A 26,812-nucleotide genomic window follows, 5' to 3' on the forward strand; every position below is an offset into this window, starting at 1 on the left:
ATGCGACGGCCTGCCGCCACCAACATCCCGACCACCCCGAGGAGAACCGCCACCCGCATGCCCCACGTCCCAACAAGCCGTGCCGCTCACGCCCGCCGTGTAACCGTCTGGGACTACGCCGCCATCGGTCTACTCGCCGCCGCCGGCTTCGCCCTCTCCTACGACGCCCTGCGCCAGATGGCTCTCGCCATCCACATCCGCGACCAGCTGACCTACCTGTTCCCGCTCATCATCGACGGGTTCGTCGCCTACAGCGTCCGCGCCCTGCTACTCCTGCGCGCCGCCCCGCTCACCGCCCGCGCCTACGTCTGGCTGCTGTTCGGCGCCTCCACCGCCGCCAGCATCTGGGCCAACACCCTCCACGCCGTGCGCCTCAACCAGCAGACCCTCACCGCCACCGGGCACCTGCACCTCAGCGACACCTCCGTCTGCATGCTGTCCGCCATCTCCCCGCTCGCCCTCGCCGGAGCCGTCCACCTCGGTATCCACACCACCCGCCACACCCGGCCGGCCGTCCCGCCGAACGGCGAAGTGCCGGTCCCCATCGCGACCCCAGTCCCCACTCCCGGCGGCGGACAGGCCCCGGAAGACGAACGGTCCGCCGGACCGGACCAGACCGTGGCGGTCCGGCAAACCGGACTGGACCGGACGGCGAACGGGACAGCGGACGGGACCGCCACGCCGATGCCGCCTGCGCACGGACCGGACGAGGACAGCCGGCTGGCACCGGCCCCGGACGGACAGTTCCGCTCGGGCCGTCCGTCCGGTGATGCGGACCACCCGTGGACGGAACCGGACCAGGCGGAGCAGGTTCGGACCTACGACACTGCCGATGGCGAAGCCGCAGGCCAGGGGCCGAGCGGAATGCTCAGGCGGTCCTCGGCCTCAAAGCCCGCCGGCCGTCCGCCGGGCGCGTCTCTGAACGAACTGGCCGACATCGCCGTCCGGACGTGGACCGACACTGGGCGGCTGAGCCGATCCGTCGTCCGGGACGCGGTCCGCGCCCAGGGCCTCACACTGTCCGACGAACGCCTCACCACGGTCATGAAGATGGTCCGTCTGGACGAACCGGACGACGACGGACCCGCCACCGGCAACTGATCCGCGCACTTCCGCTCACCCCGGGTGCCTCGCCCGTCCCCGTCCCGCGAGGCACCCGGGTCCCCTCCCCGCAGCCCGTCCCCGTCCGGTCCGGTCCCGCCCGCCGTCCCGGTCCGTTCCAGGAGTCTCCTCTGACAAACCACCAGCACGACCCCGAGAACGCCGACAGCTCCGACAACGATCTGGAGGCGCTCCTCAACTCGCCCACTCTCAGCGGTGATCAGCGTCGGGCGTCCGAACCGACCGCCCCTGGCGCAGCAAGCTATCGCGTGGGACCGCCCCACGGGCAGTCCCACGCAACCCCCTCGCCCATCGGCGAGTGGGAGCCAGCGGCGAGTCGAGCGGGGGCGCTCGACTCGTCACCGGCCACCCGACACCAGGGGGTGCCGGATGAGGTTGAGGAGAACAACGACATCCCTGAGAACCTCGCTTCGAGCACTCCCGCGCGCCAGCCACGCCGCCGACACCGCGACCCGCAGCAGCGCCCGCACCGTGTGACCGTCCGATACAACGCCGCCGAGTACGAAGAGATCCGCCGCGCCGCCGCCAGCCGCACCCAGACCGTCTCACGTTTCTGCGCGACCAGCAGTCTGAACGACGCCCGCGGCCTCAGCGCGGGCGATCCTCAAGACCGACTCGACCGCGCAGTCGACGAACTGGCCAACTCCCGCGCCCAACTGGCCCGGGTCGGCAACAACCTGAACCAGATCTCCTTCGCCCTCCACGCCAACGGCTTCCACCGCCCCGCCGAGCTCGACGTGACCCTTCGCCTCGTCCGGCTCGCGGTCTCCCAGGTCGACACCACCGCAGCCAACCTCGTTGGCGGGTAGGGAAGTCAGGGCAGTTGATGTCGATTTGATGTAGTTCTGGCTAGTTGGGAACATTTCCGCACAGGGTCGTCTTGTGTCGGTTCCCACCGGCCAGAACCCCTGGAGGCGCCCGTGCCCGATCCCACCGACACCGACTGGACCTCCGACCGTCCCGTGATCCGTGCCGTCCCTCACCCGGGCGCGCTCGACCCGCGCGGCATCACCATCACCTGCCCGAAGTGCGACGCCACCCGCGACTGGCTCCTCCTCAACGTGCGTGCCCAGGTCTTCGTCCGCTGCCGCTGCACCGCCGAATGGCACGAGCCCGGCCTCACCCGCGCCTACTTCGACGAGCACTTCACCGTCCCCGAGCGCGAGTGGGCCGACTTCGATGCCGCCATGCGGGCCCTCGCGTTCGACGGCCTCCTCGCTGGCTCCATGTGGGATTGACGGCTCGCTCTGCGCGAATAGACGAAGCCCGGCTGACGCACAGGTCAGCCGGACTTCGGGCTACTGGCTCTCACTCCACCTGGCGGCCGAGCACGGCGGAGATCGCGCGCTGGTGGACAAGGCCGGTGCGGACGAGACGGGCTGCCGATGTCGAGCAGTCGACGATGGTGAGGTGGTTGGCGGCCGGCGAGACTCCTCCGTCGAGGATGACGGTCGCCTTGACGCCGGTGGAGTCCAGGAAGCGCTGGACCTCCCCGAGGGTGATCGCGGGGCCGGGTGCGTCGACTCCCGCGTCGCCCGAGATATTGACGGTCGTCGCCGCCACTGGCGTTCGGGCCGCCGCCGCGAGGGCGCCGAGTGGACCCGACGAGTTGGTGGCGAGGGCCGGCGACCCGACTGCGGGGTGCCGCGCCCCGACGTCCACCCTCTGCCAGGGAAGGAGCATGGCGAGGTCGCCGGGCCAGAAGGCGGCGGCCAGTTGCCTGGCCTCGGGGTGGATGACGAACTGCTTCTCGCACTCCTCCAGGGAGGGGGTGACGAGTACGAGGGACTTGGCGCGTGGCCGCTGCTTGCCGTCGAAGATGCTGTTGCAGGCGGCCAGGTTCGTGGCGTCGGCGCAGATCATGTACCACCGCTCGGTGGGCACGATGACAAGTTCGCCAGCCTCCAGAGCGCGGGCGGCGGCGGTGAGTTGTTCTGCTGGGATCGGTCGCACAGGTATCCCTCCGTCTCGGAGTCAGTGGACGGGCCGGGCTCGCTCCCGGCCCCGACAGGAGTTCACGCGGGCTGCGACAGCCCCAGGTAGTCGAGCCACGGGTCTTGCAGTGCCTGCAGCCGCCGTCGAGCGTGGTCGGGGTGCTCTACGCGGAAGTACGCCATGATCCGTGGCTCCGGGCTGAGGTTGCGGCCGACAGCGTGGGGGACGAGGTGGTGCATCAGCAGCAGGTCGCCGGGCTGGCCGAGGAACGGGGTGCCGGCACGGGCGTCGAGGTCCGGCGGGACCTGCTCGGTGATGCCGAGGGACCACTCGGTGCGGAACCACTTGGCCATGGCCAGGTGCCCGCCCGGTTGGTAGCGCAGGGCCCCGCCCCGTGGGTCCGTGATGTCGGACAGCACGATGCCGACCAGAAGCGAGAAGCTGCGGAGCTCGTCGGGGTCGAGGTGCGGGCAGGCGACGCCGTCCACGTGCATCGCCTTCTCTGGCTGAACCTGTTCGAGTTGGCCCTCGGGGATGCGGATCTGGAGTTGCACGGTGGAGACGGGTCGAACGGTGCCGAGCAGGTCTTGGGCGAGCTCGGCGGCCGGGGACGCTGAGAAGAGCGCGAGCAGGTCGGGGTGGCTTCCGAGCTCCGGTGCGAAGGTCCGCTGTGTGTAGGCGCTGATGAGCTCGGGGTTCATCGACCCGCGATACCAGTCGGTGACCAGTTCACGGGCTCGGACGATCTGGTCGTCGGGGACGGCGCCGCGCCTGACGAGCAGGCCGTCGCGCATGAAGGCGTGCTTCTCTGCGGCGGTGAGGGCCACGGGATCTCCTGGTAGGCCGGGGGCGGTTACGGGCTGTGGTTGGTGAGGTGGGTGAGCACGTGGCCGGCCGCATCGAGGGCGCTGTCGAGGATGGCTCGGCCGGCGTCGGCGGTTGCCCTGCGCGGGTCGCCTCCGATGACGCCGCAGGTGGCGATGGTGGTGTCGCCGGAGGTCCACGGCCAGGTCGTGCCGCGGTCCAGGACGAGCCGCTTCGCCTCGGCACCGTTGGCGGTGAAGTCCGTTGGGAGGCTGTCGAGATGGACGTCCTCGGGCGCGAGTTCGAGCATCATGGCCGTCTCGCGGATGCCCGCGTGGATCTCCGGGACGGTCTCGCCGCCGACCTGGACAGTGGACAGCGAGGCCGGGTGGATGACGCAGACGGGGAAGGCCTGCGTTCGCCTCAGCTCGTGGAGGGCAGGCTCCAGGATTCCTCGGTTGCCGCCGTGGCCGTTGATGATCAGGAGCCTTCGCGCAGGGGTCGCCTGCAGGTGCTCAGTGACCACGGCGTCGAGCAGGGACATGAAGCTCGCGATCCGTAGCGACACGGTTCCCGGTGACCAGGCGTGTTCGAGCGAGAGCCCGTACGGGATGGCCGGCAACGCCCACAGGTCGTGCTGTTCGCCGTACCGCTGGACCAGCAGGTCGGTGAACCGCTCCGCGATCACGGTGTCCGTGTTGAGCGGCAGGTGGGGACCGTGCTGCTCGTGGGAGCCGAGGGGCAGGCAGAGCACGGATTCGGTGGTGAGGTCGGTCAGGACCACGGGTGCGGCCAGCCGCCCGTACTGGCGGGCGGCTGGGCCGTCTGCTCGTATCACTCGGTGCCCCGCCGGCCAATGCGGATGAGGAACTCGTTGTCCTCCGGGAAGACGTCCTCGGTGCTGTGCTGGGCGAGGGCGGTCTCCACAGCGGCCTCGAACTCGTCGAGGCGGCCTCCGAAGAGGTGCGGTGCAGCGAAGCTCGTGGAGTAGAGGTAGCCGAGGATGCTGTTGGTGCTCCACGTCCGGTGGACGGGCACCCGGATCTCTTCGACCTGGTTGAAGGGCGACTCCTCCATGATCTCGCTGTAGGGCCGGTTGTGGTGCTTGAAGGTGCTGTTGCCGGCGCGCCGTTCCTCGCCGAGGAAGCTCTGGACGACCGCACGCACGGACTGCTTCCAGGGGCTGTCGGCGGCCCAGAAGCTGTTGTCGCCGAAGATGGCGACGGCACCGCCGGGGGCGACCTGGTCGTCGAGGAGCGCGAGGACGGTGGCCTGGTCGAGCCAGTGGAAGGCCCGGCAGATCGTGACGAGGTCGGCCTGCCACCCGGTCGGGGGCTTGAAGTCCTCCGCCGTCGACTCGATGAGCGACAGGCTGGCCCCGTCAGGGAGTTGGGGTCGGAGGGCCTCCTCGGCGGCCTTGAGCATGTCGGCGTCATTGTCGATGGCGATGATGTCGTCGAACCGGCCGAGGAGGGCCTCGGCGACCAGCCCGGTGCCGGTGCCGATGTCCAGGAGCCGGCGCGGCTTGCCGGGGGCGACGGCCTGGTCGAGGACGGTCGCGACCTCCTCGGGGATCCCCGGGCGGTACTGGCGGTAGTAGCTGGCGGTGCCGGTGAACAGGCTCATGGGTTCCTCAGATCGAGTAGCTGGCGAACGTGCTGGACTGCGTCGGCGAGATCGTGGGCGACGAGCACATCGTGTTCAACGAGGACGTGTGCATCGGGGACCGTACGGCCGTGGGAGAGCCAGACGGCGGCGTATCCGGCGGCCGTGGCGCCGCGGATGTCGCATTCCCAGTCGTCGCCGACATGGACCATGGTCGTGGCTGATACCTGGTGAGCGTCGGCGACGGTCCAGAATGCGCGGCAGTCGGGCTTGGCGAACCCGGTGCGGCAGGACGGGAAGTGGGCGCTGACCCACGGGGAGAGGAGCGCGAGGAGCCGGTCGGGGTCGGCCTCGGCGCAGGTCACGTTCGAGAGCGTGACCACGGTGGCGCTGTCGCTGAGTTGCTGAAGGGCCTCGACGGCTCCGGGGAAGAGGACGAGCGGGGAGACGGGCACATCCGTTGGGAAGTCCGACTGCTTGATGCCCAGTTCCGCGCAGACCTGCTGGATCACGGCGTCGGTGATCTCCGGGGCGGTGTGCAGGACGTCCCGCATCACGCGCCGGGCCTGCTTCGGGCCGAGCGGTGAGACGGCGGCGAGCCTGGCCGCTAGGCCGGGGCCCTGCGCGTTTCCGAGGGTTCCCCCGATGTCCAGGCTGACCAGCCGACTGACTGCTCCACTCATGCGGCCTCACCCCCGACCGGGGGCAGGGCGGAGACGATGGCGGCGATCCGCGCCGTACGGATCTGGGCGGTGGTGGCCTCACCGAGGAAGGTCAGCGCGTACCGCAGCTCGGCCGCGTCGAGCGCGTCCAGGTCGCGGCTGCCGGCCTGGGCAGCGTTCGCCAGGTCAGCGGGGACCACGCGCGGACGAAGTCCGTGCGGGACGTGGAGGATTCCGGCCCAGACCGGGCTGGGCGCCTCGATCGTTTCCAGCGGTCGGAGCACGGTGACGTCGTCGAGGGTGAAGATCCGTACGGCTGCGGTCCCTTGGCCGAGGTCAAGGATGCCGGAGAGGAAGGTGTCGTGTCCGTCGAGTCGTCGGTCCAGGACGAGGAGCAGGCCGTGTTCGTCGTGACGGGTTGTTCCTTGGACAGGGAAGTTGCCGATGGTTCGGGTCATCGCAGTCTCCGGGGTTGGGTTACGAGTCCGGGTGCGTCAGGGGCGGGAAGCAGGCCGCTTTTGGGTATCCAGGGCTCGGCGTAGAGGAGTTGGCGGCGCGGTTCCCACTGGCGGCGGTACTCGACGGCCGGGACGTCGTCGGGGAAGGCGGCGGCAAGGTGGATGCCGGGCACCATCGAGCGACCGTGTGGGTAAACGGGGACACCGGCCTCGCGAACGTTCGTGGTGATCTCGACCGCACGGGTGAGGCCGCCGCAGCCGACGACGTCGATGGTCAGCGCGGTGGGCCGAGTGAAGTCCAGGAGGGTGTCCAGGTCCTCGTCAGGTCGCAGGCGCTCACCCACCGCGACCGGCACGCCGGCAGCGGCCAGCTGGCCGTAGACGCGCAGGTAGTGCTCCGGCAGCGGGTCCTCCAGCCAGGCCAGCATCGGCTGATCAAGGCGGCCGGCGACAGCAGCAGCGAGCTGCGGACTCCACGTGCCCACCGCGTCGACGGCGAAGGGCTCACTGATGACCGCCGCAGCATCAGCCAGTGCCGCGACCAGATTCCTGGCCTCGGCGGCGACGTTCGTCCCCGGGCGCCGACGCAGTCCCCACTTGGTGAAGGCCCAGCCCTCTTCGAGAACCTGGGCCACCGCACCGTGGCTCGCGGGGCCGCTGAGATCCAGACGGAGCCAGGAGGCGTACGCCGGTACGGCCTGCGTCCTCCGTCCTGGTGCCAGGAGATCGGCCACCGGTTTGCCGACACGGCGGCCGTGGAGGTCCCACACCGCGCAGTCGATCGCTCCGACTGCCCAGTCCGAGACCTCTGGTGCGGCTGTCCGTATGCGCGGTCGGAGGCCGTGGTGATCGAGCAGCGAGGCTCCTACTACTACGGGGCCGATCGCTTCCACTGCTCGGCCGACCGTCGTGCTCACAGGCCCGTACCAGCCGGTCTGCCCAGCGCCGTGGACCGCGACGAAGACGCTGTCGTCCCCAGCCTCCGTTGTGCCGCTGACCGGCACCGTCTCCACCTTGTCGATGAGCGGCTCCGTCATTGCGCGGCCTCCAGCCTGGCTGTCAGCCGACCAGCCGCCCGGAGCAGTCCGGCGGTGTCCAGGCCGAGCTCGCGCGCGAGGGCGTCCTGCGACATCGGTCCCGGCGGCTCGCGCCAGCCGATCACCTCAACCGGCCGCCGCAGGCGCCCCGCCAGTAACCCCCACACGGCTGCCGGGTGCCCAAGCGTGACGACCAGAACAGCGGAGCGCTCGCCCAAGTAGTGATCGACCTCGGCGTCGGTCAGGCCCTTGGGCCAACGCCCAGGGTCGCCGAGAACGGTGAGGTCGAGAACGCCCACGACGCGGATTCGGCCGCCCAGTCGGTCGCGGAGTACCGGCTCTGCCGTCGTGACGGCTTCGGCCGGCAGGTCTCCCGCCACGACGATGGTGAGGTCAGGATCCTCCTCGTCGCTCAGGTGCGGCCAGATCGCGAGCCCGCGTGCCAGTTCCTCCTCGGCGGTCTCAAGCGGAAGCCGCAGTTCGGTGTGCTTGCCCGCAATCAGGACGTTGACGCGGCCCGTCGAGTTCAGCGCCGCGTCGAGCGCGGCGGCCGTCCGCTGCGTGTCGGCCGGAACCAGCACGGTCACCGCAGGGTCCTCCGTCGCGAGCAGGGCCGTGGCGAGCGACGGATCGCCGTGGGTGAGGACGTTGTGCCACCCGTACGAGGTCAGCAGCAGATTGAGGCTCGGGGACGCCTTCTCCTCGGCGAGGCGACGGTGCTTGAGGTGGCCGACGATCCCGGCGGTGAGGAGCGGGGCGAATGCCTCGTAGGACACCAGGACGCCGCGTCGACCACTGCTGATCCAACCGGACAGCCAGCCGAGGAGCACCTCCTCGGCCAGTACCTCGGACACCCAGGGCTCGTCCCGCAGTGCGCCGAGGCGGTTCGAGGACAGCTCGTCCGGGCTGAAGACCCGGAAGCCCCCGGCCGTGGCATGCCTGCGGAGAACACTGCCTACTGCCTCACCGAAGCGGGCGGCCCTGCGGAGAACGACCGGCTTCGGCCCCTCACGGGTCGGGCGTCCAGGGCCGACCGCAGAGTGCCACGCGGCAGACTCCAGGGCCTCGGCCAGAGCGCCGATCGGCTGGCCATCGTGGTCGAAGAGCTCCGCGGGCTGGTACGACGCCAACCACCTTTCCAGCTGGCCGCGCTGGGCTTCATTCTGGCGGGCCCCGTCAAGTGGCGTCTTGTGGGCTGCGGCCGTCCCGAGCACCTGCCGCCCGTCGACCGCCTCTGGTCCGCTCCAGCCCTTCACGCAGCGGAGAAACACAGCCGTCCGTGAGCCGTCAGCGACCTCATCGGCGGACACTGCCATGGCGTCCCGGAACGCCTGGTGCTCATCGGCGCTGGCCGCCGTCACGTGCACCACCCGGCCTCGCCACCCGAGGCCGGCCGCGTACCCAACGAGCTCGGCGTCGCTCATTGCCCCCAGCAGCGACCGGTCACCCATACGGAACCCGTTGACGTGGACGATTGGCAGGACAGCGCTCCCCTGCAGAGCCCGGGCCGCAAGCCACGACGCCGCGGTTGTGGGGGTCTCGCACTCCCCGTCGCCGACGATGGGCACCACGACCCGTCCAGGCACGTCGAGCGCCACGCCGTGACTGAACGCGAGAGCGCCGCCAAGGCACCCGCCGGGCGCCGCTCCCGCCGGCAGCAGCGGATGGGTTTCCGCACCGAGGCCGTCGACGTCAGGGAAGTTCCGGGCCAACCGCCTGAGCCCGGTTGCGTCACGGGAGTACTGAGGGCGTACGGCTGCCAGCTCGCCGGTGAGCCAGGCGTAGGCGAGCTGGACCACCCCCGCGTGGCCGGCGCCGATCACCGGGACCAGCTCACGGCCGGGCCCCAGCTCGCCAGCAGCGAGAACCGTGTGGGCGAGGGCCCACGCCGTTCCGGGGACGGTTCCCCAGTGACCGGCGGGGCGAGGCTTGACGTGGCCGGCCCGGAGCGGCTCGGTCAGCAGTTGGTTGTCGTCGAGGTGCAGCACCGCCACCGCGACATAGGTGGCGGCCCTCCACAGCACATCGGCCCGGTTCAGCATGGCGGCACCAACTGCTCATCGCCGAACGTGAAGTACCACAGCGGCCGGTAGCACTCCCATGCCGCCGGGCGGAGGCCGGTCGGCCCGACGATGTCCTCGATCTCCCGGCGGGCCTGGAGGTAGTACTCCAGGGAGTCGGAGCCGCTGGCACGAAGGCCCGCCATGATGGCGTTGTGCGCCTGGTACACCTGGAAGTTGGGGAACTCGGTGACGAACGGCATCAGCTCGGCCACACCGGTCCGGAGGTCGGCGAGCCGGTCCAGGCCGACGATGTAGGTGAACGAGGTCGCGTGGCCAGCGCGCATCGCCCGCCGCAGGACCCCGGGCATCTCCTCGGTGGTGAGCGTCGCCTTGCTCGCCTTGAGGAGCAGGTCTCTCCGGCTGAAGCATTCGGCGGTGAGCCGCAGCACGAACGGGGCGACGCGCTCTGCCAGTTCCTCGAACGCCTCGCTGGAGCGGATGACCGAGGTGAGGAACCCGATCCGAGCGCCGATGCCGTGGGCGGCAAGCACGTCGCGCAGGCCTATCAGATGATCGACGGCCGCCCGCTCCCGCTCGAAGCACCCGGTCGACACGGTGACCTCACGGAGTTCGGCCAGATTGCGGCGAGGATGCTGCTCGACCATCGCGGCCAGCAGTTCGGCCAGCTCCCGCTCCTCCGAGAGACGGGGATCGGCAGCGGCCTCCAGGGTGTTCGGGCAGAACGAGCACCCCACACAGCGGCTCCGGGCATTGGGGTTGAGCGTCGCGGCCCGCCCGTCGTCCCTGAAATACCCCCCGACCGCCTCGTCGGCGGCGACGCGGTCGATGGAGCCGACTGCGACGCCGCCCAGCGACAGCTCGTCGCCGGCCAAGTGGAACGGCGAAGCCTTTGCGTTGAGCGGGACGATCACCATCCAGGCGACGTCCGGCCGGGTCGTGAGACGAACCGAGATCCGGGCGCGATGACGACCGTGGGCGGAGGAGATCCCGAACAAGTTGATCGCGATAAGCAGGGCGTCCTCCACGGGCACCCTGTAGCGCTCCGCCATGCCCCTGACCGCCGGGAGGGTGAGGACCGCTGCGGGTTTGCTGCCGAGCGCTGTTTTCATGATCCACTCTCCGTCACTGGCTGGACCGGGCTTCGCTGCCCTGGTCGTCGTTCTCTGCTGGATCTGCCTCGCTCCCCTCCACTGGTCGGGGAGGATGAGCCCGTGTGGGCCTGCCGGTGTCCGTCCGGAGGCCCACACGGTTCCTTCGCTCAGCGACCGGGGTACGGCGGCTGCGGGGTCGGCGGTGCCGGCGGCGGCGGGGGCGGAGGCGGCGGCGGCTGGGGCGCCTGCAGGCGCGCGATGGACGACATGGCGGTGTTCCCTTCTCGCTCGGTGGTGCGTGTGGCGACGAGGCGTGACTCCGTTGTCATGCCTCGGGTTCGACCGCGGGGTGCTGCTCAAGGTCGCGGTCGGGCTCGTGATCGGCAGCAAGGACGGGGCCGAAGTGATCGGAGCTGAGCTGGTGGTCGGCTGCCACTCCGAGCAGGGCGAGGACGATGAGGTGGCCGAGCGCCCAGAGCCAGGTGAGTACGGCTTCGACGGGATCCCGGTGAGCAGCGCGGTAGATGTCTTCGTGCGGCTGGTAGTTGGTCATGCCGCATCGGTCCTGAGCTCGGCCCAGACCACGGTGCCGTCGCTCGTCGCGTCGACGCCCCAGCTCTCGCACATCCGGCTCACGAGGAGGAGCCCCCGGCCGTTCTCGGCCAGGGCGGACGGGGCGGGCCGGTCGACGAGCCCAGGCCCCGCGTTCGTGACCTCGATTCGCAGACCGCGCGGCTGAGGTGCCAGGCGGACGTCGAAGCAGCCAAGGCACGACGCCGCGCCGTGAAGAACGGCGTTGGTGCAGAGCTCGGATGCGACCAGCTCGATGTCCTGGACGAGTGGCCTGTCGAACTCCCATGCGCCGACGACCCCCCTGATCAGCGCCCGGGCCAAGGGCACGGAGGCGTGAGCGTGCAGGAAGCTCATCTGCACCGACAGGCAGCCGGCCACCTCGATGGCTTCCTTTGCTCGAAGGTCCTGACGTGCCACCACGATCAACCCTCCTCGTTGCCCAATCACCCGTCAGGCAGAGCTGCTTGAGGGCGAGTCAGAACGCTAGGAGGATGGATGGAGGGGAACCCGGAAAATCCTTCCGGGGTAGGCAGCGGGGACGCCCTCAGGCTGGGAGCATGCCTGGAATGAGTGAGACGCTGAGCATCGGCGAGCGCGTCGCCTGGTACCGCCGTCGACGGGGCATGCCCCAGGAGGTTCTGGCCGGCCTCGTCGGGCGAACAGCCGACTGGCTGAGCAAGGTCGAGAACGGCCGCATCGAGCTCGATCGGCTTTCGGTCATCAGGGCGCTGGCCGATGCCCTCGACATCCGGCTCGGCGACCTGCTGGCGGAGCCGTCACTCCTCGACTGGCCCGGCGATACCCAGGGCGGAGCCGTCTCGAAGCTGCGCGAAGCGCTCATGGACTACAAGCAGCTGTCGCCGTTCCTGGCGGCCGACGACGCCGAACAGCCGCCCGACCTCGACATCCTGCGCGCCGAGGTGGGTTCCGCCTGGTCCGCCTACCAGGACGCCAGATACTCCCGCGCGACCAGACTCATCCCGGACATCCTCTCCCAGGCCCAGCGCGCGGTGCGCATGTACGAGGGCGATCAACAGCAGCAGGCCAAGGCGTTGCTCGCTATGGCCTACCAAGGCGCCGCGATGGTCCTGACGAAGATAGGCGAAGCCGACCTCGCCTGGATGTCGGCCGACCGCGGCCTCACAGCGGCCCAGGAGTCGGGCGACATCGTCGTCACCGGCTCGCTGTTCCGTTCGGTCTCCCACTGCCTGCTCAGCAACGGCCGTCTCACAGCCGCCAGGGACCTGGTCATGAACTCGGCCTCGTTCCTGGAGGCCGGCTTGGAGGACGGTTCCCCGACCTACCTGTCGATCTACGGAACCCTGTTCCTCGTCGGGTCGATGGCCGCAGCGAGGATCGAGGATCGGAGCACGGTGCGCGACTTCCTCGCCGAGGCAGACCGGGCCGCACAGCGCCTCGGCCACGACGCCAACCACATGTGGACGGCCTTCGGGCCCACCAACGTGGCCATCCACCGGATCTCGACCGCCATGGAGCTCGGCGACGTCCAGATCGCCCTCGACCAAGGCCCGCGCGTGGACTCCTCGACCCTGCCGCTCGAACGCCGAGTGCGGCACTCACTCGAAATCGCCCGCGCCTACAGCGCACAGAACCGCATGGACGAGGCCCTCGCCCTCGTACTGGACGCCGAGGAGCTGGCCCCCGAGCAAGTCCGCTACCACTTCATCCCCCGGCACCTGGTGACCAACTGGGTCCGCCAACAGCGCGGCAAACCCAGCTACCTGCTGGCGGGCGTCGCGCAGCGGCTCCAGATCGTCGCGTGACGCGGCTGGACGGCTACAGTCGTCGCCATGAGCGACTCCCAGTCCCACGAGGTCGTGGCCCAGCCCCGCACCGCCGCCGGCGTGCTCTTCTTCGACGAGGACGACCGCGTCCTCCTCGTGAAGCCGACCTACAAGCCCGGCTGGGAGATCCCCGGCGGCTACCTCCACGCCGGCGAGACCCCGAGCGAGGGCGCGGCCCGAGAGGTCAAGGAAGAACTCGGCATCACCCCGCCGATCGGCCGCCTGCTCGTCGCCGACTGGGCACCCCACCCCACCGAGGGCGACAAGCTCCTCTTCGTCTTCGATGGCGGCGTCCTCCCCGTCGACGAGCTCGACAACATCACCGTCGACCAGGTGGAGATCGGCGAGTACGCCTTCCAGACCACGGACCAGCTCGACGAACTCCTCATCCCGCGCCTGGCCCGCCGCGTCCATGCCGCCTGCGTCGCCAGGACACAGTCCGCGACCGTCTACCTGGAGCACGGAGCGACCCGCGCGTAGATCCACGACCTCACTCCGGCAGCACGGAGCTTCCTTCGATGCAGCCAGTGAGTGTGATCATGGTCGCTCGCGCCAACAAGGCTCATCTGCCTTGGCATTGTGGTACGTTCCGTGATCCAACCGAAAATAGGCGACCCCGGCGATGCGCGAACATCCCGGGGTCCGGCACCAGGAGCGCGAACTCCCGATGCGAGTACATCGTACCGAACACGTACGTAACTTCACCGTGCTGCCCAACTGCATGCTGCAGTACCGGCGGCTGTCCTACACCGCTCGCGGCCTGCTCGCGGATCTCCTCTCCCGCCCTGACGGCTGGCGCGAGGACGGCCGCCACATGGCCGACACCAGCACCCAGGGCCGCGGTGCTGTCCGCAAGGCTCTGAAGGAGCTGGCCGAGGCCGGCTTCTACCGGGTCGAGAAGATCCGCATGCCGGACGGCACGATCATCACCGAGACCCACGTCTATGACACCCCGCAGCTGGCGCTGCCGGGTACCACCCGTCCGGTCTCCGGTGAAGCGACCACCGGCGATGCTGACGTCCTTCCAAAGGACCGGTTCAAAGGAACCTCCCTCCCCGCCGAGCAGCCCGACGAGCCGGTCCTCGCCGACGAGCCGCAGGCGAACACGGGAGGGCGGGAGGAAGAGCCCGAGGAGGAGGCCGACGAGCAGCCCGTGGCGGTGCCGGACGAGCAGGTCCGCGAGGCGGTCGCCACGCTGTTCCGGGTGATCCGCCCCGAGCCGCGCCTGCGGCTCGGCCAGGCCGAAGCCGAGGAGCTCGCACCCCTCGTCGCGCAGTGGCTGGAGCGCGGCGCGACCCAGGCCGATCTCGCCCACGCCCTGCTGCCGGGCCTACCCGCGCCGGTGCACTCGGCGGTCGCGGTGCTCCGCTACCGCCTCGAGCACAAGATGCCGCCCGTCCAGCCCGCTGTGCGGCCCGCAGCGGCCCGGTACGCCGAGTGCGCCAAGTGCCACGACCCGGTGCCCCAACCGGGCATCTGTGGCCCCTGTGCGGGCCTCGGGGCGCGAAAGGTCGGGGTCGGCGGCGGCGAGGCGGCCACCCGCAGCGGCGCGGCCCGTGCCAGAGCTGCCCTGCGTGCTGCCAAGGAACCGTTCAGCGTCGGCAGCCTTGCTGTCACCGGATAGCCGCCACGTGGCCGGGTGCCAGGCACCTACGGATCAGACGCGCCCTGCCCTGGTCTGAAGGCGTGCCGCAGACCGCCTCAGCCGGGGGCCCTGACCGGCGAGACATGGCCCCATACCTCCGTCGTCCAGTTGTTGCTGCAGTAGCGCGAGCACAGACTGTTTTCTCATTCAGCCAGTACAGCCTGCTGCCGCTTGGTACGGTCATCCCCGCGCGATCTTCTGTGATCATCCGGCTTCAGGGGGTGACTGGACGGTGTCGGGGGGCGGCTCCGCAATGGTCAGTTCAGCAAACGGATTTGGACAGTCAGGGCCTGAGGGGAGAGCGGACTCGTCGCAGGACGGGCCAAGTGTGCCGATCGGGACCGCTGCTACGTACGCATTCGCTCCGAGACTGTCCGAGGTGACTCGAAGACTCTCGGCGATCGCCTACGCAAGGCCCAACCGCCTGGCGGAGCTGTCCGCTCACCTGACAGCAAAGATCGCCGGCGGCGGCAAGAAGGCCGCCACTGGCGGAGAGGCTTCGTCCGGCAGCGAGTCACCGGGGCAGGGCGAACCGAAGATCCTGGTCGGCGAGGACTACATCGGCTGGGTCCGGAGCCGCATCGTCGGCGGCGGTAGGCCCTTGCCGTCGTTCGGGTTCGACGAGTCCATCGTGCTGGGCCACTGCTTGCGCGCCTACCAACTCCGTCGCTGGAGGCGCTCTCTGGCGGCTGTCCTGACGCTGCCTGGGATAGCGCTCGGGCTGCTACAGCTGGTGTCATGGGGGTGGGCACTCGGGCTTGCCGCCGCTGGCATGTGGCTGGCCTTCTACGCGGACCGGATGGTGGCCCAGGCGTTGCTCTACCAGCTACGCCCTTCGCAGTTCCTGGTCGGCCACAGCCCCGAGCCGGCGGGAGCCCCAGGATTCCTCCAACGACGATTCCAGTCGTGGGCGTTGCCCTACACCCGGGAATGGCGGGGCAGGAGTTCACCGAAGGAACACTTCATCGGAGCAGGCCGTCTGGTCTGGGGCACGGCCTCGATCGGTATCGACGTCGAACCGGCGCCGCGACGACCGGCAGCTCCGGTTGATCAGGATGACGAGGCCAAGGCGACTCTCATCCCCGTGCAGCTGCAGAAGTCGATCGATTCGGAACAGGCAATCCCTGCTGGCACGTTCAGGAACTTCAAGGTAGAAGAGCTCTACGACTTCGTGGCCAACAGGCTCGTCGACCCCGCGCCGTCGCATGCCCCCGGGCATCCGTTCGCAGACATCGAGGTCATAGGCGTCGCCGCCGTCTCGGCCAATAGGTGGACACAGCTCGACGACGTGACCTGGCAGAGCATGGAGTCACTCGCGGCTGGGCATCCTGACGGCGGCCCGGGACCCTACGTCGCTCGCCGATACCTCTGGGCTCGGATCATCTCGTGGGGCGGTGAGATGAGCGCCTCCATCCTGGTCAACTTCGCCTACGAGAGTGGCTTTCTCCGGGTCACCGTCCGTCCGCACATCATGGCCCCGCTCAACAGCGCGCTCGCGGCGACTGTGGCTCCACTTTCACCGTTGTCCTGGCGCTGGCAGCGAACGGCCTGGCTCCAGGCGCTGTGCGATCTCGTCAGCGCGGCCAACCGGCTCATCTCGGGCCGCGTGGTTTCACCGAAACCGGAGCTTGACCAAGGTGGTCCGGTGAGCCTTCGGGAGATCTACTCGACCCGCTACGTCGACGAGATGCACATGTACGAGGACGCCCGCCGCTACGTGCAGATGATGCAACGCAGAGTCTTCGACACGGTCGAGGCGTTTCTCGGCAACCACCAAGTCGACACCCGCTCGTACCAGGCGCAGGCGCTGGCCATCTACAACTTCGGTGTCATGGCCGGCGGCGACATCAGCGGCAATATCCAGAACGGACCCGGTGCCACCGGCACCTTCATGAGCCAGGAGGCATGATGCCCTTCCGTCGCCAGCAGAATCCGAACCCGTTCCCCGCCGGCAGCGGCATCAGCGCGGGTGGGAACATCACGGGCAACATCCAGAACGCGCCAGGAGCGCAGAACGCGACCCTGAACCAGAATGTCGCCGATACGAGCGACGAGAAGCTCAACGAGGCCCGACGGCAGCTGCACGAGCTGCGCGAAGCCGTCGAGCGGCATGCCGCGCAACTCGCACAGCCTCAAGCCTGCCTCGAAGAGATCACAGCAGTCGAGCAGCACCTCGACCGGGCGGGAGACGACCCCACCACGCTGCGTGTCCTCATGGGTTCCGTGTACCAGCACTGCGGCGGGGTACCTGGGCTGGTGGCCATTGCAGGTCTTGCCCAGCAGACAGTCGCCGCCCTGCTCTGATCTCCTGCAGCACTCGGTGCAGCTTCGAAGGCCACGTGGGCCGGACGGGTACTGATCGCCTTGCCGCTCAGCCCCGCGTCGGGGATGGCTCGGGCACTGCTCACCAACCATCCCGGGCAGACGCCAGCCCATGTTGTCCAACCCTGCGAAGTGCTGCGAAACGAGGGCACATCCAGGGCACATGCGGGCGGAAAACGGCGCTGACCAGTGAAAACCCCGTGTGAGAGTTTTCCCAGGTCAGCGCCATGGTCGCAGCAAAGTCGCAGGTCAACGCGACGCTCGTGCAGTACGTGAACTACCGCTAGTCGACCCCCGGTCGGCCCGCCCCCGAGCGCGGGTGGGCGGCAGGACGGCACGGCCCCGCTCCCGGGTTCGGGGGCGGGGCCGTTCGCGTCGGTGCGGCCGGTGCGGCCGGTGTGGCAGGGCAGCGGGACGGCCGGGCGGTCAGAGCGCTGCGGCGAGTTCCTCGGCGATCGCGGCGGCGAAGGCGTCGACGTCGGCCTCGGTGGTGTCGAAGGAGGTCATCCAGCGCACCTCGCCGCTCTGCACGTCCCAGGTGTAGAAGCGGAAGCGCTTCTGCAGGGCCTCGGTGGCGGCCGGCGGCAGCACGGCGAAGATCTGGTTGGCCTGCACCGGCCGGTCGATCCGGATGCCGGGCATGTCCCGGACGGCCGTGAACAGCCGCTGGGTCATCGCGTTGGCGTGGGAGGCGCTGCGCAGCCAGAGGTCGGTGCCCAGGAGGGCCTCGAACTGGACCGAGACGAAGCGCATCTTGGAGGCCAGCTGCATGGAGGTCTTGCGCAGGTAGCGCATGCCCTGGACGGCCTCCGGGTTCAGCACCACGACCGCCTCGCCGAACAGCAGGCCGTTCTTGGTGCCGCCGAGCGAGAAGGCGTCCACGCCGGCGTCGGTGGTGAAGGCCCGCATCGGGACGCCCAGGGTGGCGGCGGCGTTGGCCAGCCGGGCACCGTCGAGGTAGACCTTCATGCCCAGGCCGTGCGCGTGGTCGCAGATCGCCCGGATCTCCTCGGGCGTGTAGCAGGTGCCGACCTCGGTGGACTGGGCTATCGAGACGACGGCAGGGCGGGCCCGGTGCTCGTTGTCGAAGCCGTAGGCCTGGCGGTCGATCAGCTCGGGGGTGAGCTTGCCGTCCCAGGCCGGGACGGTGAGCAGCTTGAGGCCGGCCACCACCTCCGGCGCACCGCCCTCGTCCACGTTGACGTGCGCGCTCTCGGCGCAGACCAGGGCGTCCCGGCGGTCCATCATGGCCTGCAGCGCGACCACGTTGGCGCCGGTGCCGTTGAACACCGGGAACACCTCGGCGGACGGGCCGAAGTGGCCGCGGAACACCTCCTGGAGGTGCTCGGTGTAGACGTCCTCGCCGTAGCTGACCTGGTGACCGCCGTTGGCGACGGCGATCGCCGCCAACACCTCGGGGTGGACGCCCGCGTAGTTGTCGCTGGCGAAGGCGCGGAGCTCGGGGTCGTGTCGTCGCTGCGGGGTCATCGGGTGCTGTTCCTCCACTGGAACGGGGTTGCCGGAACGGGGTTGGTCGTCACCGGCTCTGTCGCCACCGGGTTGGTCGTCGCGGGGTCGGTGGTCGCGGGGTCGGTGGTCACGGCCGGGCCGGTTCGACGTCGAGCCGGTACTCGGCCATGATCCGGCGGGCCGCGGCCCGCACGCTCCGCTCGTCCGGCCCGGACAGCCGGAAGCGGCCCGGGACGTGGAAGTAGCCGCCGGTGCCGTCGTACACGGCGCCGGGCTCGGGCAGCACCTCGGCGTACACCTGCGGCACCACGCCCTTCATCGGGGTGCGGTCCAGCACCCGGGCGGGCCGGACGGCGGGCTCGGGCATGACGACCCAGCCGGCGCTGGCCATCGACCTGATGGCGGAGACCCGCGGCCGGCCGACTCCAGCGGGAGGCCGAGCACCGCCGCCCGGGCGCATGCCGGCCTCCAGGAAGACCGGTTCGCCGCTCGGCCGGCGGATCACCTCCAGGTGGAAGCAGCCGGTCTCCAGGCCGAGCGCCCGGACGCAGGCGAGCGCGAAGGCGGCGAGTTCGTCCCGCAGCGCGCCCGGGCTCAGGAACACCGACCGGCAGGGCGCCGTCGCGTCGCCGACCAGCTGGCCGTCGACCCCGGCCGCGCCACCGGTCGGCAGTACCCAGTACTCGCGCCGCGCCTGGGCGTTCAACGCCTTTGCGAGCGCGGCCAGTTCGGCCCGGAGTTCGAGGCTCCGGCGGGCCGGCGCCCGCTGCTCCTCGGTCCGCCCGGCCGGGTTGTCCACCGCGAGCGAGCGGACGGTCGAGCCGTCGTGCACGGCGCCCGCGCAGACCGCGACCACCGAGGCGCCGGGGTGGCGCAGCGCGAAGTAACCCACCGTACGGCCGGACGCCATGGAAGTTCCCCCGTGAACCTCGGAAATCGCCACCCCGGCCGGGCTGTTCGGAGCCCGGCATGAGCACGACCGTAGCCCGTCGGAAACGGAAAAGCTAGATCCATTTCCTGCCCTGACATGAAGATCTGTTCTTATCTGACGCTGCGACAGGAAGATCTGTTGGCAGATGCCGGGACGACGACAAGGCCCCGCTCCCGGACCGGGGAGCGGGGCCCTGTGCGGCGGCCGACGGGGGCCGGCCGGTCACCACCGGCTGATGACGGTCAGCCGGTGGCGGGGTGGGAATGGGCGGCGCCGGCGCTCAGCGCCCGCGCCTGGGCGCGCAGGGCGTCGAGCTGCTCCTGGAGGCCCGCGGGGGCGGAACCTTGGTGCTGCCGGGACGGGCTCGCGGCGGTGCCCGGGACGGTGGGCAGCGTCGGCACGCTCGGGACCTGGCCGAGCAGGGCCTGCAGCGCGGCGAGGAGCTGCTGGACGAGGCCGCCGACGTCGGGGACGGCCGAGGTCACCGTCGAGAGCAGGCCGGTGACCAGCTTGACGACGTCGCCGAGGGCCGCGCTCGGGTCCGGCGTGGCCGGGACGGCGGGGAGCGTCGGGAGCGTCGGGGTGTCGGGCACGGCGGGGGTGTCCGGCACGGCCGGGGTGTCCGGCACAGCGGGGGTGTCGGGCACGGCGGGCGTGTCCGGCACGGCGGGGGTGTCGGGGGCCGTGGGCGGGTCGACGACCGGGAGGGTGGCCGGCGGTGCCGGGACGGTCACCGGGGCGACGGGGACGACGGGGGCGGAAACGGGGGTGCGGGGGGCCGCGGCTCCGTGGCCGGCGGCGGTGGCGGACGCCGTGGCGACCATGGTCAGCGCGAGGGCTGCGGTCAGCGCCGCGGCCATCCGGGTGGCACGCATGGGTACTGCTTCCTCTCGGTGCGAGATCAGGCGAGATCGCCTGACTCACACCGTGCGGTCGCCGTCCGGACCCGGCCACCGCAGGTACGCCGAACGGCGGCGCGCCGGACGACGGTCCACCGAACGGGCCGTGGTACGACGCGCCGAACGACGGCTCAGCCCTCCGCCCACCCCGCGGTGTTGCGGTGCGCCCCCAGCCCGACCGAGTCGAACTCGTCCACCCGCCCCGCTTCGACGCGCCCGCCGAGCCACCGCAGGGCGCGCGAGATCGGGGTGCCCTCGGCCGGCGCGGGCTCGAACTCGCCACTGGCGAGCGGGCCCAGGACGACCCGGCCGTCGAACCAGACGACGGCGCGCTGAGTCCCGCCGCCACCGGAGTACTCGGCCTCGACGCAGGCGATCGGACCGGCCTTGGACCAGGCGGCGAGCCGGAGTTCGAACCCGTCGGAGTGCCCGCCGAATCCCGCCCCACCGGCGGACTTGGCCACCGCGGCGTCGCCCTGGAGCGCGGACAGCACGGCGGGGGTGACCGGGATGAGCGCCAGCCCCTGGGCCAGCGGCACCACCCGGGCCTCCGGCACCTCCGCCGCCGCCACCGTCAGCAGCTCCAACATGCCGATCAGCGCTTGGAGTTCATACGACATGCCGGCCATGCTGTCCCACCGCACCGACAGTCGGCCCGGAATTTATCGTTCCGTGCCCGCGCGGAGACCGTAGAGCAGGGTGAAGAGGGTCACGTCCACGGCGTCCTCGGCCGTACTCGGACCTTCTTCGGACAAGCCGTCGAAGATCTCGGCCAGTTGGGCGCGGAGCCGGGTCAGCCGGTCCGGGTCGAGCCGGAGGGTGAAGTGCGCGAACAGCCCGGCCGACGGACCCGAACCGTCCTGCGGGCGGCTGAAATCCAGCCGGCCGTCGGCCACATGGGCGCGGAACTCGCCGCGGACCCGGTCGATCGCGGCCAGCATGGCGTCGTACGCCTCGGAGCGGGCCGGGGAGTCGGCGGTGAACATCTCCGGGGCGAGCCGGATGGAGTCCTGGGCGACCCGGTAGCGGCTCTCCACGATGCCGGAGACCAGCCGGGTGCCCGCCACCAGGACCAGCCCGGCCTTCTCCAACTGCTTGATGTGCCGGTAGAGCTTGGTCTGCGGCTCGCCGAGCTCGGCAGCGAGCTCCTTGGCGGTCAGCGGACGGTCCTCGGCGGTCTTCAACGCGCCGAGGATGGCGAGGCGCAGCGGGTCGGCCAGTGCCTTGAGCACCGCGACGTCGCCCACCTGGCGCTCCTTGACCCAGCTGGTGGGCTGCTGCTGCTCGTCCCCGTCGGCGGGTTCCCGTTCGTGCTCGGCCACGGGCCCACCCTCGCAGATCGGCCGCTCCGCATGCAATCACGCCCCGGTGAGCGCTCACCCTTGCGCAATCGCTCACACTCACGCCATCATTCACGTGAGCGTGAACGGTGTCGGAGAACGCGAACGATGGGGGTCGGTCCATGACGGAGCACACCACGGCGACGGCCGAACGGACGGCGGTCGGGCAGGCGGTAGCGCCCGCACGAGCGGCAGCGCCCGGACCGGCGGACTCGCCGCCGCCCGTACCGCTGCGGCGCAACCTGCGGTTCCAGGCCCTGTGGGCCGGCACCTCCTGCGCGACCCTCGGCCTGATGATCGGCGAGACCGCCTTCCCCCTGCTGGTGCTCGCCCTCACCGGCTCGTCCACCGCCGCCGGGGCCTTCGGCGCCGTCCAGATGGCCGCCACCCTGCTGCTCGGCGTGCACGGCGGCTCGGTCGCCGACCGGTGGGACCGCCGCCGGGTGCTGGTCGCCTCCGACGCCGTCCGGCTGCTGGCCCTGGCCAGCGTCCCGGCGGCCCTGGCCCTCGACCGGCTGACCCTGGCCCACCTGCTGGTGGTCGCCGCGCTGGTGGGCGCGACGATCGCCTACAGCGGCCCGATCCGGCTGCTGGCCCTGCGCTCGGTGGTCGCGCCGGAGCAGCTGTCGCAGGCGCTCGCCCAGGACGAGGCCCGGATGAGCGGCGCCGCGCTGGCCGGCCCGCCGCTGGCCGGGTTCCTGTTCGGACTCGGCCGCTCGGTGCCCTTCCTCGGCGCCGCGTTCGCCTCGCTGGTCGCGCTGACCACCGCACTGCTGGTGCGCTTCCCGGCCGGACCGGCGGCCGCGGCCGCAGCCGAGCAGCAGGGCCGGGAGGGCCGGGCGGAGCAGGGCCGGGCGGAGCAGGAGGAGCAGGAGAAGGGCGGCGCACTGGCCGGCTTCCGCCTCCTCGCCGCCTCCCCGCTGCTGCGCCCCGCCCTGGCCGTACTGCTGGTGGTCAACCTGACCGGGGCCGCGCTGCTGCTGCCCGTCATGGTGCTGCTGCGCGAACACGGCACCAGCAGCGGCGGGATCGGCCTGGCACTGGCCGGCGAGGCGGTCGGGGCACTGGCCGGGGCGACCCTGGTCTCCCGGCTGCACCGGCTGGCCGGCCCCGGCGCGCTGCTGCTCGCGGTGGCCTGGATCGCCGTGCCGGTCCCGCTGGCACCGCTGCTGCCCGGCGGGGCGGTCACCGTGTTCGCCGCGCTCTTCCTGGTCGGCGCGGGCACCCCGGCCCTGCGGGTGATGCTCGACCTGTTGGTCTTCCGTCAGGTGCCCGACCGGCTCCGCGGCCGGGTGATCGCCGCGACCATGACGCTGCTCACCGCCGGGATGCCGGCCGGCTCCTTCGCCGCCGGCCTGCTGCTGGACCGCTTCTCCCCCGCCGTCACGCTCGTCGCGATCGCCGCCCTGCTCGCCGCCGCCCTGCTGCCCGCCACCGCGAGCCGCACCCTGCGCCGCGCCGCCTGGCCCACCGCCGCGCCGGTGGCGGCCCAGCTGGACTGAGCACGGGTCACCCGCACGGCCGCCCGCCGCATGCGGCGGGCGCGGCAACCGGGTGAACTGACCGGGTACGGCCCGCCTCCGGGGCCCTTCCCCGGCGCCCTGGTCCCGCCCTGCCCCCGCCCTGCCCCCGCGCAGCCGAACGGGGCCGTACCGGAGGAGTCTCGATGAGTGCCACGGACGCGCCCCCACCCGGCCCCGGGGGCGAGGCCGGCCCCGTCACCCGGGAGCGCGGCGGCTCGGTGGCCAGCCGACTGGCCGCCGCCCCGCGGATGTCCTGGATCACCCTCGCCCTGATGACCACCAGCTCGGTCGCCAGCCTGCGCTCCGCCCCGACCATGGCGGTGTACGGGCTGGCCTGCGTCTTCCTCTACCTCGTCCCTGCGGTGGTGTTCCTGCTGCCGACCGCGCTGGTCTCCGCCGAGCTGGCCTCCGGCTGGGAGGGCGGCGTCTACCGCTGGGTCTCGGAGGGCCTGTCGAAGCCGCTGGGCTTCCTGGCCGTCTGGTGCCAGTTCGCGATGACGATCTTCTACTACCCGTCGCTGCTGGCCTACGTGGCCTCGACCATCGCCTACGTGGTGAACCCCCGGCTGGCCAGCAACGGCCCGTACACCGCGGTCGTGATCATGGTGCTGTACTGGACCGGCGTCTGGGTCTCCGCGCGCGGGACGAAGGCGGTCGCCGGGCTGTCCTCGATGGGCCTGGTGATCGGCACCCTGATCCCCGGCACCCTGCTGGTCGTGCTCGGCTTCGTCTTCCTCGGCGAGGGCAACGCCTCCGCCGCCCCGATGGACGCCTCGCACCTGTTCCCGCAGTGGACCGGACTGGCCAGCCTGGTGCTGATCGTCAACAACTTCCTCAGCTACTCCGGCATGGAGATGAACGCGGTGCACGTCTCCTCGCTGCGCGACCCGGCCAGGGAGTTCCCGCGGTCGATGTTCACCGCCTCCGCGATGGTGCTGGCGATCTTCATCCTGCCGGCGCTGGCGATCAGTTGGGTGGTGCCGTCCAGCGAACTGAGCCTCACCGCCGGGGTGATGCAGGCCTTCGACGCCTTCTTCCAGTACTTCCACATCGGCTGGCTCACCCCGGTCATCGCGGTGGCCCTGATCGCCGCCTCGCTCGGCGGCATGCTGACCTGGCTGGCCGGGCCCTCCAAGGGGCTGCTGATGATCTCCCGTCAGGAGGGCTACCTGCCGCCGTTCCTGCAGAAGCTCAACCGCGCGGGCGTCCAGCAGAACCTGCTGGTCACCCAGGGCGTGGTCACCACCGCCATCGCCCTGCTGTACGCACTGATCCCGAACGTCTCCAGCGCCTACTGGATCTTCTCGGTGATCACCACCCAGGTGTACCTGATCGTCTACCTGCTGATGTTCAGCGCCGCGATCCGGCTGCGCCGCACCCAGCCGGACCACCCGCGCGGCTACCGGGCCCCGGCCCTGGTGCCGATCTGCGTGACCGGACTGCTCGCCTCGGCCGCCGCGATGGGCATCGGCTTCGTACCGTCCTCGCAGTTCGGCAGCGGCAGCGTCTGGTCGTACCTCGGGATCGTCGGCGGCGGCCTGCTGCTCCTCGGGCTGGTCATCCCCTTCCTCTTCCTGCGGCTGCGCAGGCCGAGTTGGCGCTCGCCCGGGGCGGCGGCCGAGCTGGCCGCCCAGGAGGCGCAGGAGCTGCGCCGGACCGAAGGAGGTACGACGTCATGACCACCGGCCTGATGGCCTCCCGGCACCGCTGGATCTACCTCGGCTCGATCGTGCTGCTGGTCGCGATGCTGGTCACCGGCCTGCTGTCGTTCACCCAGCTGCACGCCACCGACCTGGCGAACGAGAAGGCCAAGGAGCTTGCCGCGAGGCTGGGTTCGGCCGGCTACCCGGTGCCCACCCAGGACCAGATCACCCACACCCTCGGCGAGGACGGCGGCGCGGTCTGCGCCGACCCGGCGAACGCGCTCAACCAGGCGCAGTGGACGTACGGGATGTCCAACGGTGCGGGCGGGCCGGGCCGGCGCCCGGTGCTGTCCGACCGCGAAATCGTCAAGGCCGAGGCGATCGTGCTCTCGGTGTACTGCCCGGACCGGCTCGCCGCCGTCCAGGACAGCATCGACGACCTCGACCTGCGCGACACCGTCCGCAAGTAGGAGCCCCAGATGACCGACGAACTCGCCCGGCGGATCGACGAGTTGATGCCCCAGGCCAAGGCCGACCTGGCCGAGCTGGTGGCCATCCCGTCCGTCGCCGACCCCCGGCAGTACCCGCCGGAGAAGTGCCGGGAGGCCGCCGAGTGGGTCGCCGCCGCGTTCACCGGGGCCGGCCTGCGCGACGTCCACCTGGAGGAGACCCCGGACGGCAGCCACGCCGTGGTCGGCCACCGCCCGCCCCCGCCCGGCGCCCCGACCGTGCTGCTGTACAGCCACTACGACGTCCAGCCCCCGCTGGACGAGGCCGCCTGGACCTCCCCGCCGTTCCGGCTCACCGAGCGCGACGGCCGCTGGTACGGGCGCGGCGCCGCCGACTGCAAGGGCAACATCGTCATGCACCTCACCGCGCTGCGGGCACTCGGCGAGGACGTCCCGGTCGGCCTCAAGCTGGTGGTCGAGGGCTCCGAGGAGCAGGGCACCGGCGGCCTGGAGCAGTACGTGCCCCCGCACGCCGGGGAGTTGCACGCGGACGCCCTGCTGATCTGCGACACCGGCAACGCCGCCGTCGGCGTGCCCACCGCCACCACCTCGCTGCGCGGGGTGGTCACCGTGGTGGTCGGCGTCGAGGCGCTCACCGGCGACGTGCACTCCGGCATGTTCGGCGGCCCCGCCCCGGACGCCCTGGCCGCGCTGATCCGGATGCTGGACTCGCTGCGCGACGCCGACGGCGGCACCCGGATCGAGGGCCTGGACTGCACCGGCACCTGGAGCGGCGTCGGCTACGACGAGGGCACCTTCCGGACCGACGCCGGGGTGCTGGACGGCGTCCGGCTGACCGGCTCCGGCACCGTCGCCGACCGGCTCTGGGCCCGCCCCGCCGTCACCGTCCTCGGCATCGACTGCCCGCCCGTGGTCGGCTCCGCGGCCGCCGTCCCGGCCGCCGCCCGGGCCCGGGTGAGCCTGCGGGTGCCGCCCGGCACCGACGCCCGGGCCGCCCAGGACGCCCTGGTCGCCCACCTGGAGGCGGCCGCGCCCTGGGGCGTCCGGGTCACGACGGAGCGGGAGAGCGCGGGCGCGCCGTTCCGGGCCGACACCGGCGGGCCCGCGTACGCCGCGCTCGACAAGGCCGCGCAGGAGGTCTACGGCAAGCCGCTGTCCTTCCTCGGCCAGGGCGGCTCGATCCCGCTGTGCAACGTGCTGGCCACCGCCTTCCCGGCGGCGGAGCTGGTGCTGATGGGCGTCGAGGAGCCGCGCTGCCTGATCCACGCGCCGAACGAGAGCGTCGACCCGGAGGAGATCCGGCGGATGGCCCACGTCGAGGCGCTGTTCCTCCGGTACTTCGCCAACAGCCGCTGACCGTGGCGCAGTCGGGCGGCGTCGGCCAACATCGAAGGACCGGCACAGGACCCGGCACCTCAGAACCCGCACCGCAGAACCCGCACCGCAGGCCCGA

General features: G+C 71.1%; 28 protein-coding genes. 12 read left to right on the forward strand and 16 right to left on the reverse strand.

All coding sequences use genetic code 11. The annotated features are described in order from the left end of the window. Positions 1 to 57 precede the first annotated feature (57 nt). The 3 genes from ACZ4W5_RS22055 (at position 58) to ACZ4W5_RS22065 (ending at position 2,360) form a co-directional block, all read left to right on the forward strand. Positions 58 to 1,101, forward strand: a complete 1,044-nt coding sequence (locus ACZ4W5_RS22055; RefSeq protein WP_465656352.1) for a DUF2637 domain-containing protein — start codon at positions 58 to 60, stop codon at positions 1,099 to 1,101. 383 nt (positions 1,102 to 1,484) lie between these two features. Then, positions 1,485 to 1,931: a plasmid mobilization protein gene (locus ACZ4W5_RS22060; RefSeq protein ID WP_465656353.1), complete on the forward strand. Its 447-nt coding sequence runs from the start codon at positions 1,485 to 1,487 to the stop codon at positions 1,929 to 1,931. 111 nt (positions 1,932 to 2,042) lie between these two features. Continuing rightward, positions 2,043 to 2,360: a hypothetical protein gene (locus ACZ4W5_RS22065; RefSeq protein WP_465656354.1), complete on the forward strand. Its 318-nt coding sequence runs from the start codon at positions 2,043 to 2,045 to the stop codon at positions 2,358 to 2,360. A gap of 70 nt (positions 2,361 to 2,430) precedes the next feature. Here ACZ4W5_RS22065 and ACZ4W5_RS22070 read toward each other — a convergent pair whose 3' ends face one another. The 11 genes from ACZ4W5_RS22070 to ACZ4W5_RS22120 all read right to left on the reverse strand — a co-directional run bounded on the left by ACZ4W5_RS22070 (position 2,431) and on the right by ACZ4W5_RS22120 (position 11,731). Beyond that, positions 2,431 to 3,075 carry an L-threonylcarbamoyladenylate synthase gene (locus tag ACZ4W5_RS22070; RefSeq protein ID WP_465656355.1) on the reverse strand — a complete coding sequence of 215 codons (645 nt, stop codon included), beginning with the start codon at positions 3,073 to 3,075 and terminating at the stop codon, positions 2,431 to 2,433. 62 nt (positions 3,076 to 3,137) lie between these two features. Beyond that, positions 3,138 to 3,884, reverse strand: coding sequence for a phytanoyl-CoA dioxygenase family protein (locus ACZ4W5_RS22075; protein ID WP_465656357.1), 747 nt, complete (start codon positions 3,882 to 3,884; stop codon positions 3,138 to 3,140). A gap of 26 nt (positions 3,885 to 3,910) precedes the next feature. Continuing rightward, positions 3,911 to 4,699: a creatininase family protein gene (locus ACZ4W5_RS22080; protein WP_465656358.1), complete on the reverse strand. Its 789-nt coding sequence runs from the start codon at positions 4,697 to 4,699 to the stop codon at positions 3,911 to 3,913. After that, entirely contained in the window at positions 4,696 to 5,487 is a 792-nt protein-coding gene (locus ACZ4W5_RS22085) for a methyltransferase domain-containing protein (RefSeq protein ID WP_465656360.1), read from the reverse strand. The genes ACZ4W5_RS22080 and ACZ4W5_RS22085 overlap by 4 nt, the downstream gene beginning before the upstream one ends. Continuing rightward, on the reverse strand, positions 5,484 to 6,149 hold the full coding sequence (locus tag ACZ4W5_RS22090; RefSeq protein WP_465656362.1) for an HAD family hydrolase: 666 nt from the start codon (positions 6,147 to 6,149) through the stop codon (positions 5,484 to 5,486). The genes ACZ4W5_RS22085 and ACZ4W5_RS22090 overlap by 4 nt, the downstream gene beginning before the upstream one ends. Further along, positions 6,146 to 6,586: a hypothetical protein gene (locus ACZ4W5_RS22095; RefSeq protein ID WP_465656364.1), complete on the reverse strand. Its 441-nt coding sequence runs from the start codon at positions 6,584 to 6,586 to the stop codon at positions 6,146 to 6,148. Before ACZ4W5_RS22095 ends, ACZ4W5_RS22090 begins: the two co-directional genes overlap by 4 nt. After that, the gene (locus ACZ4W5_RS22100) at positions 6,583 to 7,623 is read right to left on the reverse strand and encodes an enolase C-terminal domain-like protein (protein WP_465656366.1); all 1,041 of its coding nucleotides are present in this window, start codon (positions 7,621 to 7,623) and stop codon (positions 6,583 to 6,585) included. The genes ACZ4W5_RS22095 and ACZ4W5_RS22100 overlap by 4 nt, the downstream gene beginning before the upstream one ends. Beyond that, positions 7,620 to 9,665 carry a phosphoketolase family protein gene (locus tag ACZ4W5_RS22105; protein WP_465656368.1) on the reverse strand — a complete coding sequence of 682 codons (2,046 nt, stop codon included), beginning with the start codon at positions 9,663 to 9,665 and terminating at the stop codon, positions 7,620 to 7,622. The genes ACZ4W5_RS22100 and ACZ4W5_RS22105 overlap by 4 nt, the downstream gene beginning before the upstream one ends. Further along, on the reverse strand, positions 9,659 to 10,756 hold the full coding sequence (locus tag ACZ4W5_RS22110) for a hypothetical protein (RefSeq protein ID WP_465656370.1): 1,098 nt from the start codon (positions 10,754 to 10,756) through the stop codon (positions 9,659 to 9,661). Before ACZ4W5_RS22110 ends, ACZ4W5_RS22105 begins: the two co-directional genes overlap by 7 nt. A gap of 307 nt (positions 10,757 to 11,063) precedes the next feature. After that, the gene (locus ACZ4W5_RS22115; RefSeq protein ID WP_465596233.1) at positions 11,064 to 11,291 is read right to left on the reverse strand and encodes a hypothetical protein; all 228 of its coding nucleotides are present in this window, start codon (positions 11,289 to 11,291) and stop codon (positions 11,064 to 11,066) included. Next, positions 11,288 to 11,731, reverse strand: coding sequence for an ATP-binding protein (locus tag ACZ4W5_RS22120; RefSeq protein WP_465656372.1), 444 nt, complete (start codon positions 11,729 to 11,731; stop codon positions 11,288 to 11,290). The genes ACZ4W5_RS22115 and ACZ4W5_RS22120 overlap by 4 nt, the downstream gene beginning before the upstream one ends. A gap of 137 nt (positions 11,732 to 11,868) precedes the next feature. Between ACZ4W5_RS22120 and ACZ4W5_RS22125 the strand changes: the two genes are divergently transcribed. The 5 genes from ACZ4W5_RS22125 (at position 11,869) to ACZ4W5_RS22145 (ending at position 17,065) form a co-directional block, all read left to right on the forward strand. Next, the gene (locus ACZ4W5_RS22125; RefSeq protein WP_465656374.1) at positions 11,869 to 13,095 is read left to right on the forward strand and encodes a helix-turn-helix domain-containing protein; all 1,227 of its coding nucleotides are present in this window, start codon (positions 11,869 to 11,871) and stop codon (positions 13,093 to 13,095) included. A gap of 27 nt (positions 13,096 to 13,122) precedes the next feature. Continuing rightward, entirely contained in the window at positions 13,123 to 13,596 is a 474-nt protein-coding gene (locus ACZ4W5_RS22130) for an NUDIX domain-containing protein (RefSeq protein WP_465656375.1), read from the forward strand. 187 nt (positions 13,597 to 13,783) lie between these two features. Beyond that, positions 13,784 to 14,740, forward strand: coding sequence for a hypothetical protein (locus tag ACZ4W5_RS22135; RefSeq protein WP_465656377.1), 957 nt, complete (start codon positions 13,784 to 13,786; stop codon positions 14,738 to 14,740). Positions 14,741 to 15,140: 400 nt separating this feature from the next. Continuing rightward, a complete protein-coding gene (locus ACZ4W5_RS22140) occupies positions 15,141 to 16,670 on the forward strand; it encodes a hypothetical protein (protein WP_465656378.1) in 1,530 nt (509 codons plus the stop codon). After that, positions 16,667 to 17,065: a hypothetical protein gene (locus tag ACZ4W5_RS22145; RefSeq protein WP_465656380.1), complete on the forward strand. Its 399-nt coding sequence runs from the start codon at positions 16,667 to 16,669 to the stop codon at positions 17,063 to 17,065. Before ACZ4W5_RS22140 ends, ACZ4W5_RS22145 begins: the two co-directional genes overlap by 4 nt. Positions 17,066 to 17,509: 444 nt before the next feature. On the opposite strand, the gene ACZ4W5_RS22150 is transcribed toward ACZ4W5_RS22145, so the two are convergent. From ACZ4W5_RS22150 to ACZ4W5_RS22170, 5 genes are all read right to left on the reverse strand, one after another. Further along, the gene (locus tag ACZ4W5_RS22150; protein ID WP_465656382.1) at positions 17,510 to 18,571 is read right to left on the reverse strand and encodes a threonine aldolase family protein; all 1,062 of its coding nucleotides are present in this window, start codon (positions 18,569 to 18,571) and stop codon (positions 17,510 to 17,512) included. A 109-nt stretch (positions 18,572 to 18,680) separates the two neighbouring features. Beyond that, the gene (locus ACZ4W5_RS22155) at positions 18,681 to 19,463 is read right to left on the reverse strand and encodes a hypothetical protein (RefSeq protein WP_465656383.1); all 783 of its coding nucleotides are present in this window, start codon (positions 19,461 to 19,463) and stop codon (positions 18,681 to 18,683) included. Between the two features lie 263 nt (positions 19,464 to 19,726). Beyond that, positions 19,727 to 20,359: a hypothetical protein gene (locus ACZ4W5_RS22160; RefSeq protein WP_402482237.1), complete on the reverse strand. Its 633-nt coding sequence runs from the start codon at positions 20,357 to 20,359 to the stop codon at positions 19,727 to 19,729. Between the two features lie 155 nt (positions 20,360 to 20,514). Beyond that, positions 20,515 to 21,003, reverse strand: coding sequence for a hypothetical protein (locus ACZ4W5_RS22165; RefSeq protein WP_360226078.1), 489 nt, complete (start codon positions 21,001 to 21,003; stop codon positions 20,515 to 20,517). Between the two features lie 42 nt (positions 21,004 to 21,045). Then, complete coding sequence (locus ACZ4W5_RS22170) at positions 21,046 to 21,705, reverse strand: ArsR/SmtB family transcription factor (protein ID WP_465656384.1); 660 nt, start codon at positions 21,703 to 21,705, stop codon at positions 21,046 to 21,048. Between the two features lie 140 nt (positions 21,706 to 21,845). Here ACZ4W5_RS22170 and ACZ4W5_RS22175 point away from each other — a divergent pair, with 140 nt between their 5' ends. The 4 genes from ACZ4W5_RS22175 (at position 21,846) to ACZ4W5_RS22190 (ending at position 26,715) form a co-directional block, all read left to right on the forward strand. After that, positions 21,846 to 23,225, forward strand: a complete 1,380-nt coding sequence (locus tag ACZ4W5_RS22175) for an MFS transporter (protein ID WP_465656386.1) — start codon at positions 21,846 to 21,848, stop codon at positions 23,223 to 23,225. A 164-nt stretch (positions 23,226 to 23,389) separates the two neighbouring features. Continuing rightward, positions 23,390 to 24,925, forward strand: a complete 1,536-nt coding sequence (locus ACZ4W5_RS22180; RefSeq protein WP_465656388.1) for an APC family permease — start codon at positions 23,390 to 23,392, stop codon at positions 24,923 to 24,925. Further along, the gene (locus ACZ4W5_RS22185; RefSeq protein ID WP_465656390.1) at positions 24,922 to 25,359 is read left to right on the forward strand and encodes a hypothetical protein; all 438 of its coding nucleotides are present in this window, start codon (positions 24,922 to 24,924) and stop codon (positions 25,357 to 25,359) included. The genes ACZ4W5_RS22180 and ACZ4W5_RS22185 overlap by 4 nt, the downstream gene beginning before the upstream one ends. A 9-nt stretch (positions 25,360 to 25,368) precedes the next feature. Beyond that, complete coding sequence (locus ACZ4W5_RS22190) at positions 25,369 to 26,715, forward strand: M20/M25/M40 family metallo-hydrolase (protein ID WP_465656391.1); 1,347 nt, start codon at positions 25,369 to 25,371, stop codon at positions 26,713 to 26,715. Positions 26,716 to 26,812: the final 97 nt, after the last annotated feature.

The sequence above is a fragment of the Kitasatospora sp. NPDC029367 genome (assembly GCF_055569135.1).

Excerpts from the sequence above, each read along its gene's own strand:
- ACZ4W5_RS22055 (WP_465656352.1), top strand. The coding sequence starts at position 58 with ATGCCCCACGTCCCAACAAGCCGTGCCGCTCACGCCCGCCGTGTAACC.
- ACZ4W5_RS22085 (WP_465656360.1), bottom strand. The coding sequence starts at position 5,487 with ATGAGCCTGTTCACCGGCACCGCCAGCTACTACCGCCAGTACCGCCCG.
- ACZ4W5_RS22090 (WP_465656362.1), bottom strand. The coding sequence starts at position 6,149 with ATGAGTGGAGCAGTCAGTCGGCTGGTCAGCCTGGACATCGGGGGAACC.
- ACZ4W5_RS22095 (WP_465656364.1), bottom strand. The coding sequence starts at position 6,586 with ATGACCCGAACCATCGGCAACTTCCCTGTCCAAGGAACAACCCGTCAC.
- ACZ4W5_RS22100 (WP_465656366.1), bottom strand. The coding sequence starts at position 7,623 with ATGACGGAGCCGCTCATCGACAAGGTGGAGACGGTGCCGGTCAGCGGC.
- ACZ4W5_RS22105 (WP_465656368.1), bottom strand. The coding sequence starts at position 9,665 with ATGCTGAACCGGGCCGATGTGCTGTGGAGGGCCGCCACCTATGTCGCG.
- ACZ4W5_RS22110 (WP_465656370.1), bottom strand. The coding sequence starts at position 10,756 with ATGAAAACAGCGCTCGGCAGCAAACCCGCAGCGGTCCTCACCCTCCCG.
- ACZ4W5_RS22115 (WP_465596233.1), bottom strand. The coding sequence starts at position 11,291 with ATGACCAACTACCAGCCGCACGAAGACATCTACCGCGCTGCTCACCGG.
- ACZ4W5_RS22125 (WP_465656374.1), top strand. The coding sequence starts at position 11,869 with ATGCCTGGAATGAGTGAGACGCTGAGCATCGGCGAGCGCGTCGCCTGG.
- ACZ4W5_RS22130 (WP_465656375.1), top strand. The coding sequence starts at position 13,123 with ATGAGCGACTCCCAGTCCCACGAGGTCGTGGCCCAGCCCCGCACCGCC.
- ACZ4W5_RS22135 (WP_465656377.1), top strand. The coding sequence starts at position 13,784 with ATGCGAGTACATCGTACCGAACACGTACGTAACTTCACCGTGCTGCCC.
- ACZ4W5_RS22145 (WP_465656380.1), top strand. The coding sequence starts at position 16,667 with ATGATGCCCTTCCGTCGCCAGCAGAATCCGAACCCGTTCCCCGCCGGC.
- ACZ4W5_RS22150 (WP_465656382.1), bottom strand. The coding sequence starts at position 18,571 with ATGACCCCGCAGCGACGACACGACCCCGAGCTCCGCGCCTTCGCCAGC.
- ACZ4W5_RS22155 (WP_465656383.1), bottom strand. The coding sequence starts at position 19,463 with ATGGCGTCCGGCCGTACGGTGGGTTACTTCGCGCTGCGCCACCCCGGC.
- ACZ4W5_RS22160 (WP_402482237.1), bottom strand. The coding sequence starts at position 20,359 with ATGCGTGCCACCCGGATGGCCGCGGCGCTGACCGCAGCCCTCGCGCTG.
- ACZ4W5_RS22165 (WP_360226078.1), bottom strand. The coding sequence starts at position 21,003 with ATGTCGTATGAACTCCAAGCGCTGATCGGCATGTTGGAGCTGCTGACG.
- ACZ4W5_RS22175 (WP_465656386.1), top strand. The coding sequence starts at position 21,846 with ATGACGGAGCACACCACGGCGACGGCCGAACGGACGGCGGTCGGGCAG.
- ACZ4W5_RS22180 (WP_465656388.1), top strand. The coding sequence starts at position 23,390 with ATGAGTGCCACGGACGCGCCCCCACCCGGCCCCGGGGGCGAGGCCGGC.
- ACZ4W5_RS22185 (WP_465656390.1), top strand. The coding sequence starts at position 24,922 with ATGACCACCGGCCTGATGGCCTCCCGGCACCGCTGGATCTACCTCGGC.
- ACZ4W5_RS22190 (WP_465656391.1), top strand. The coding sequence starts at position 25,369 with ATGACCGACGAACTCGCCCGGCGGATCGACGAGTTGATGCCCCAGGCC.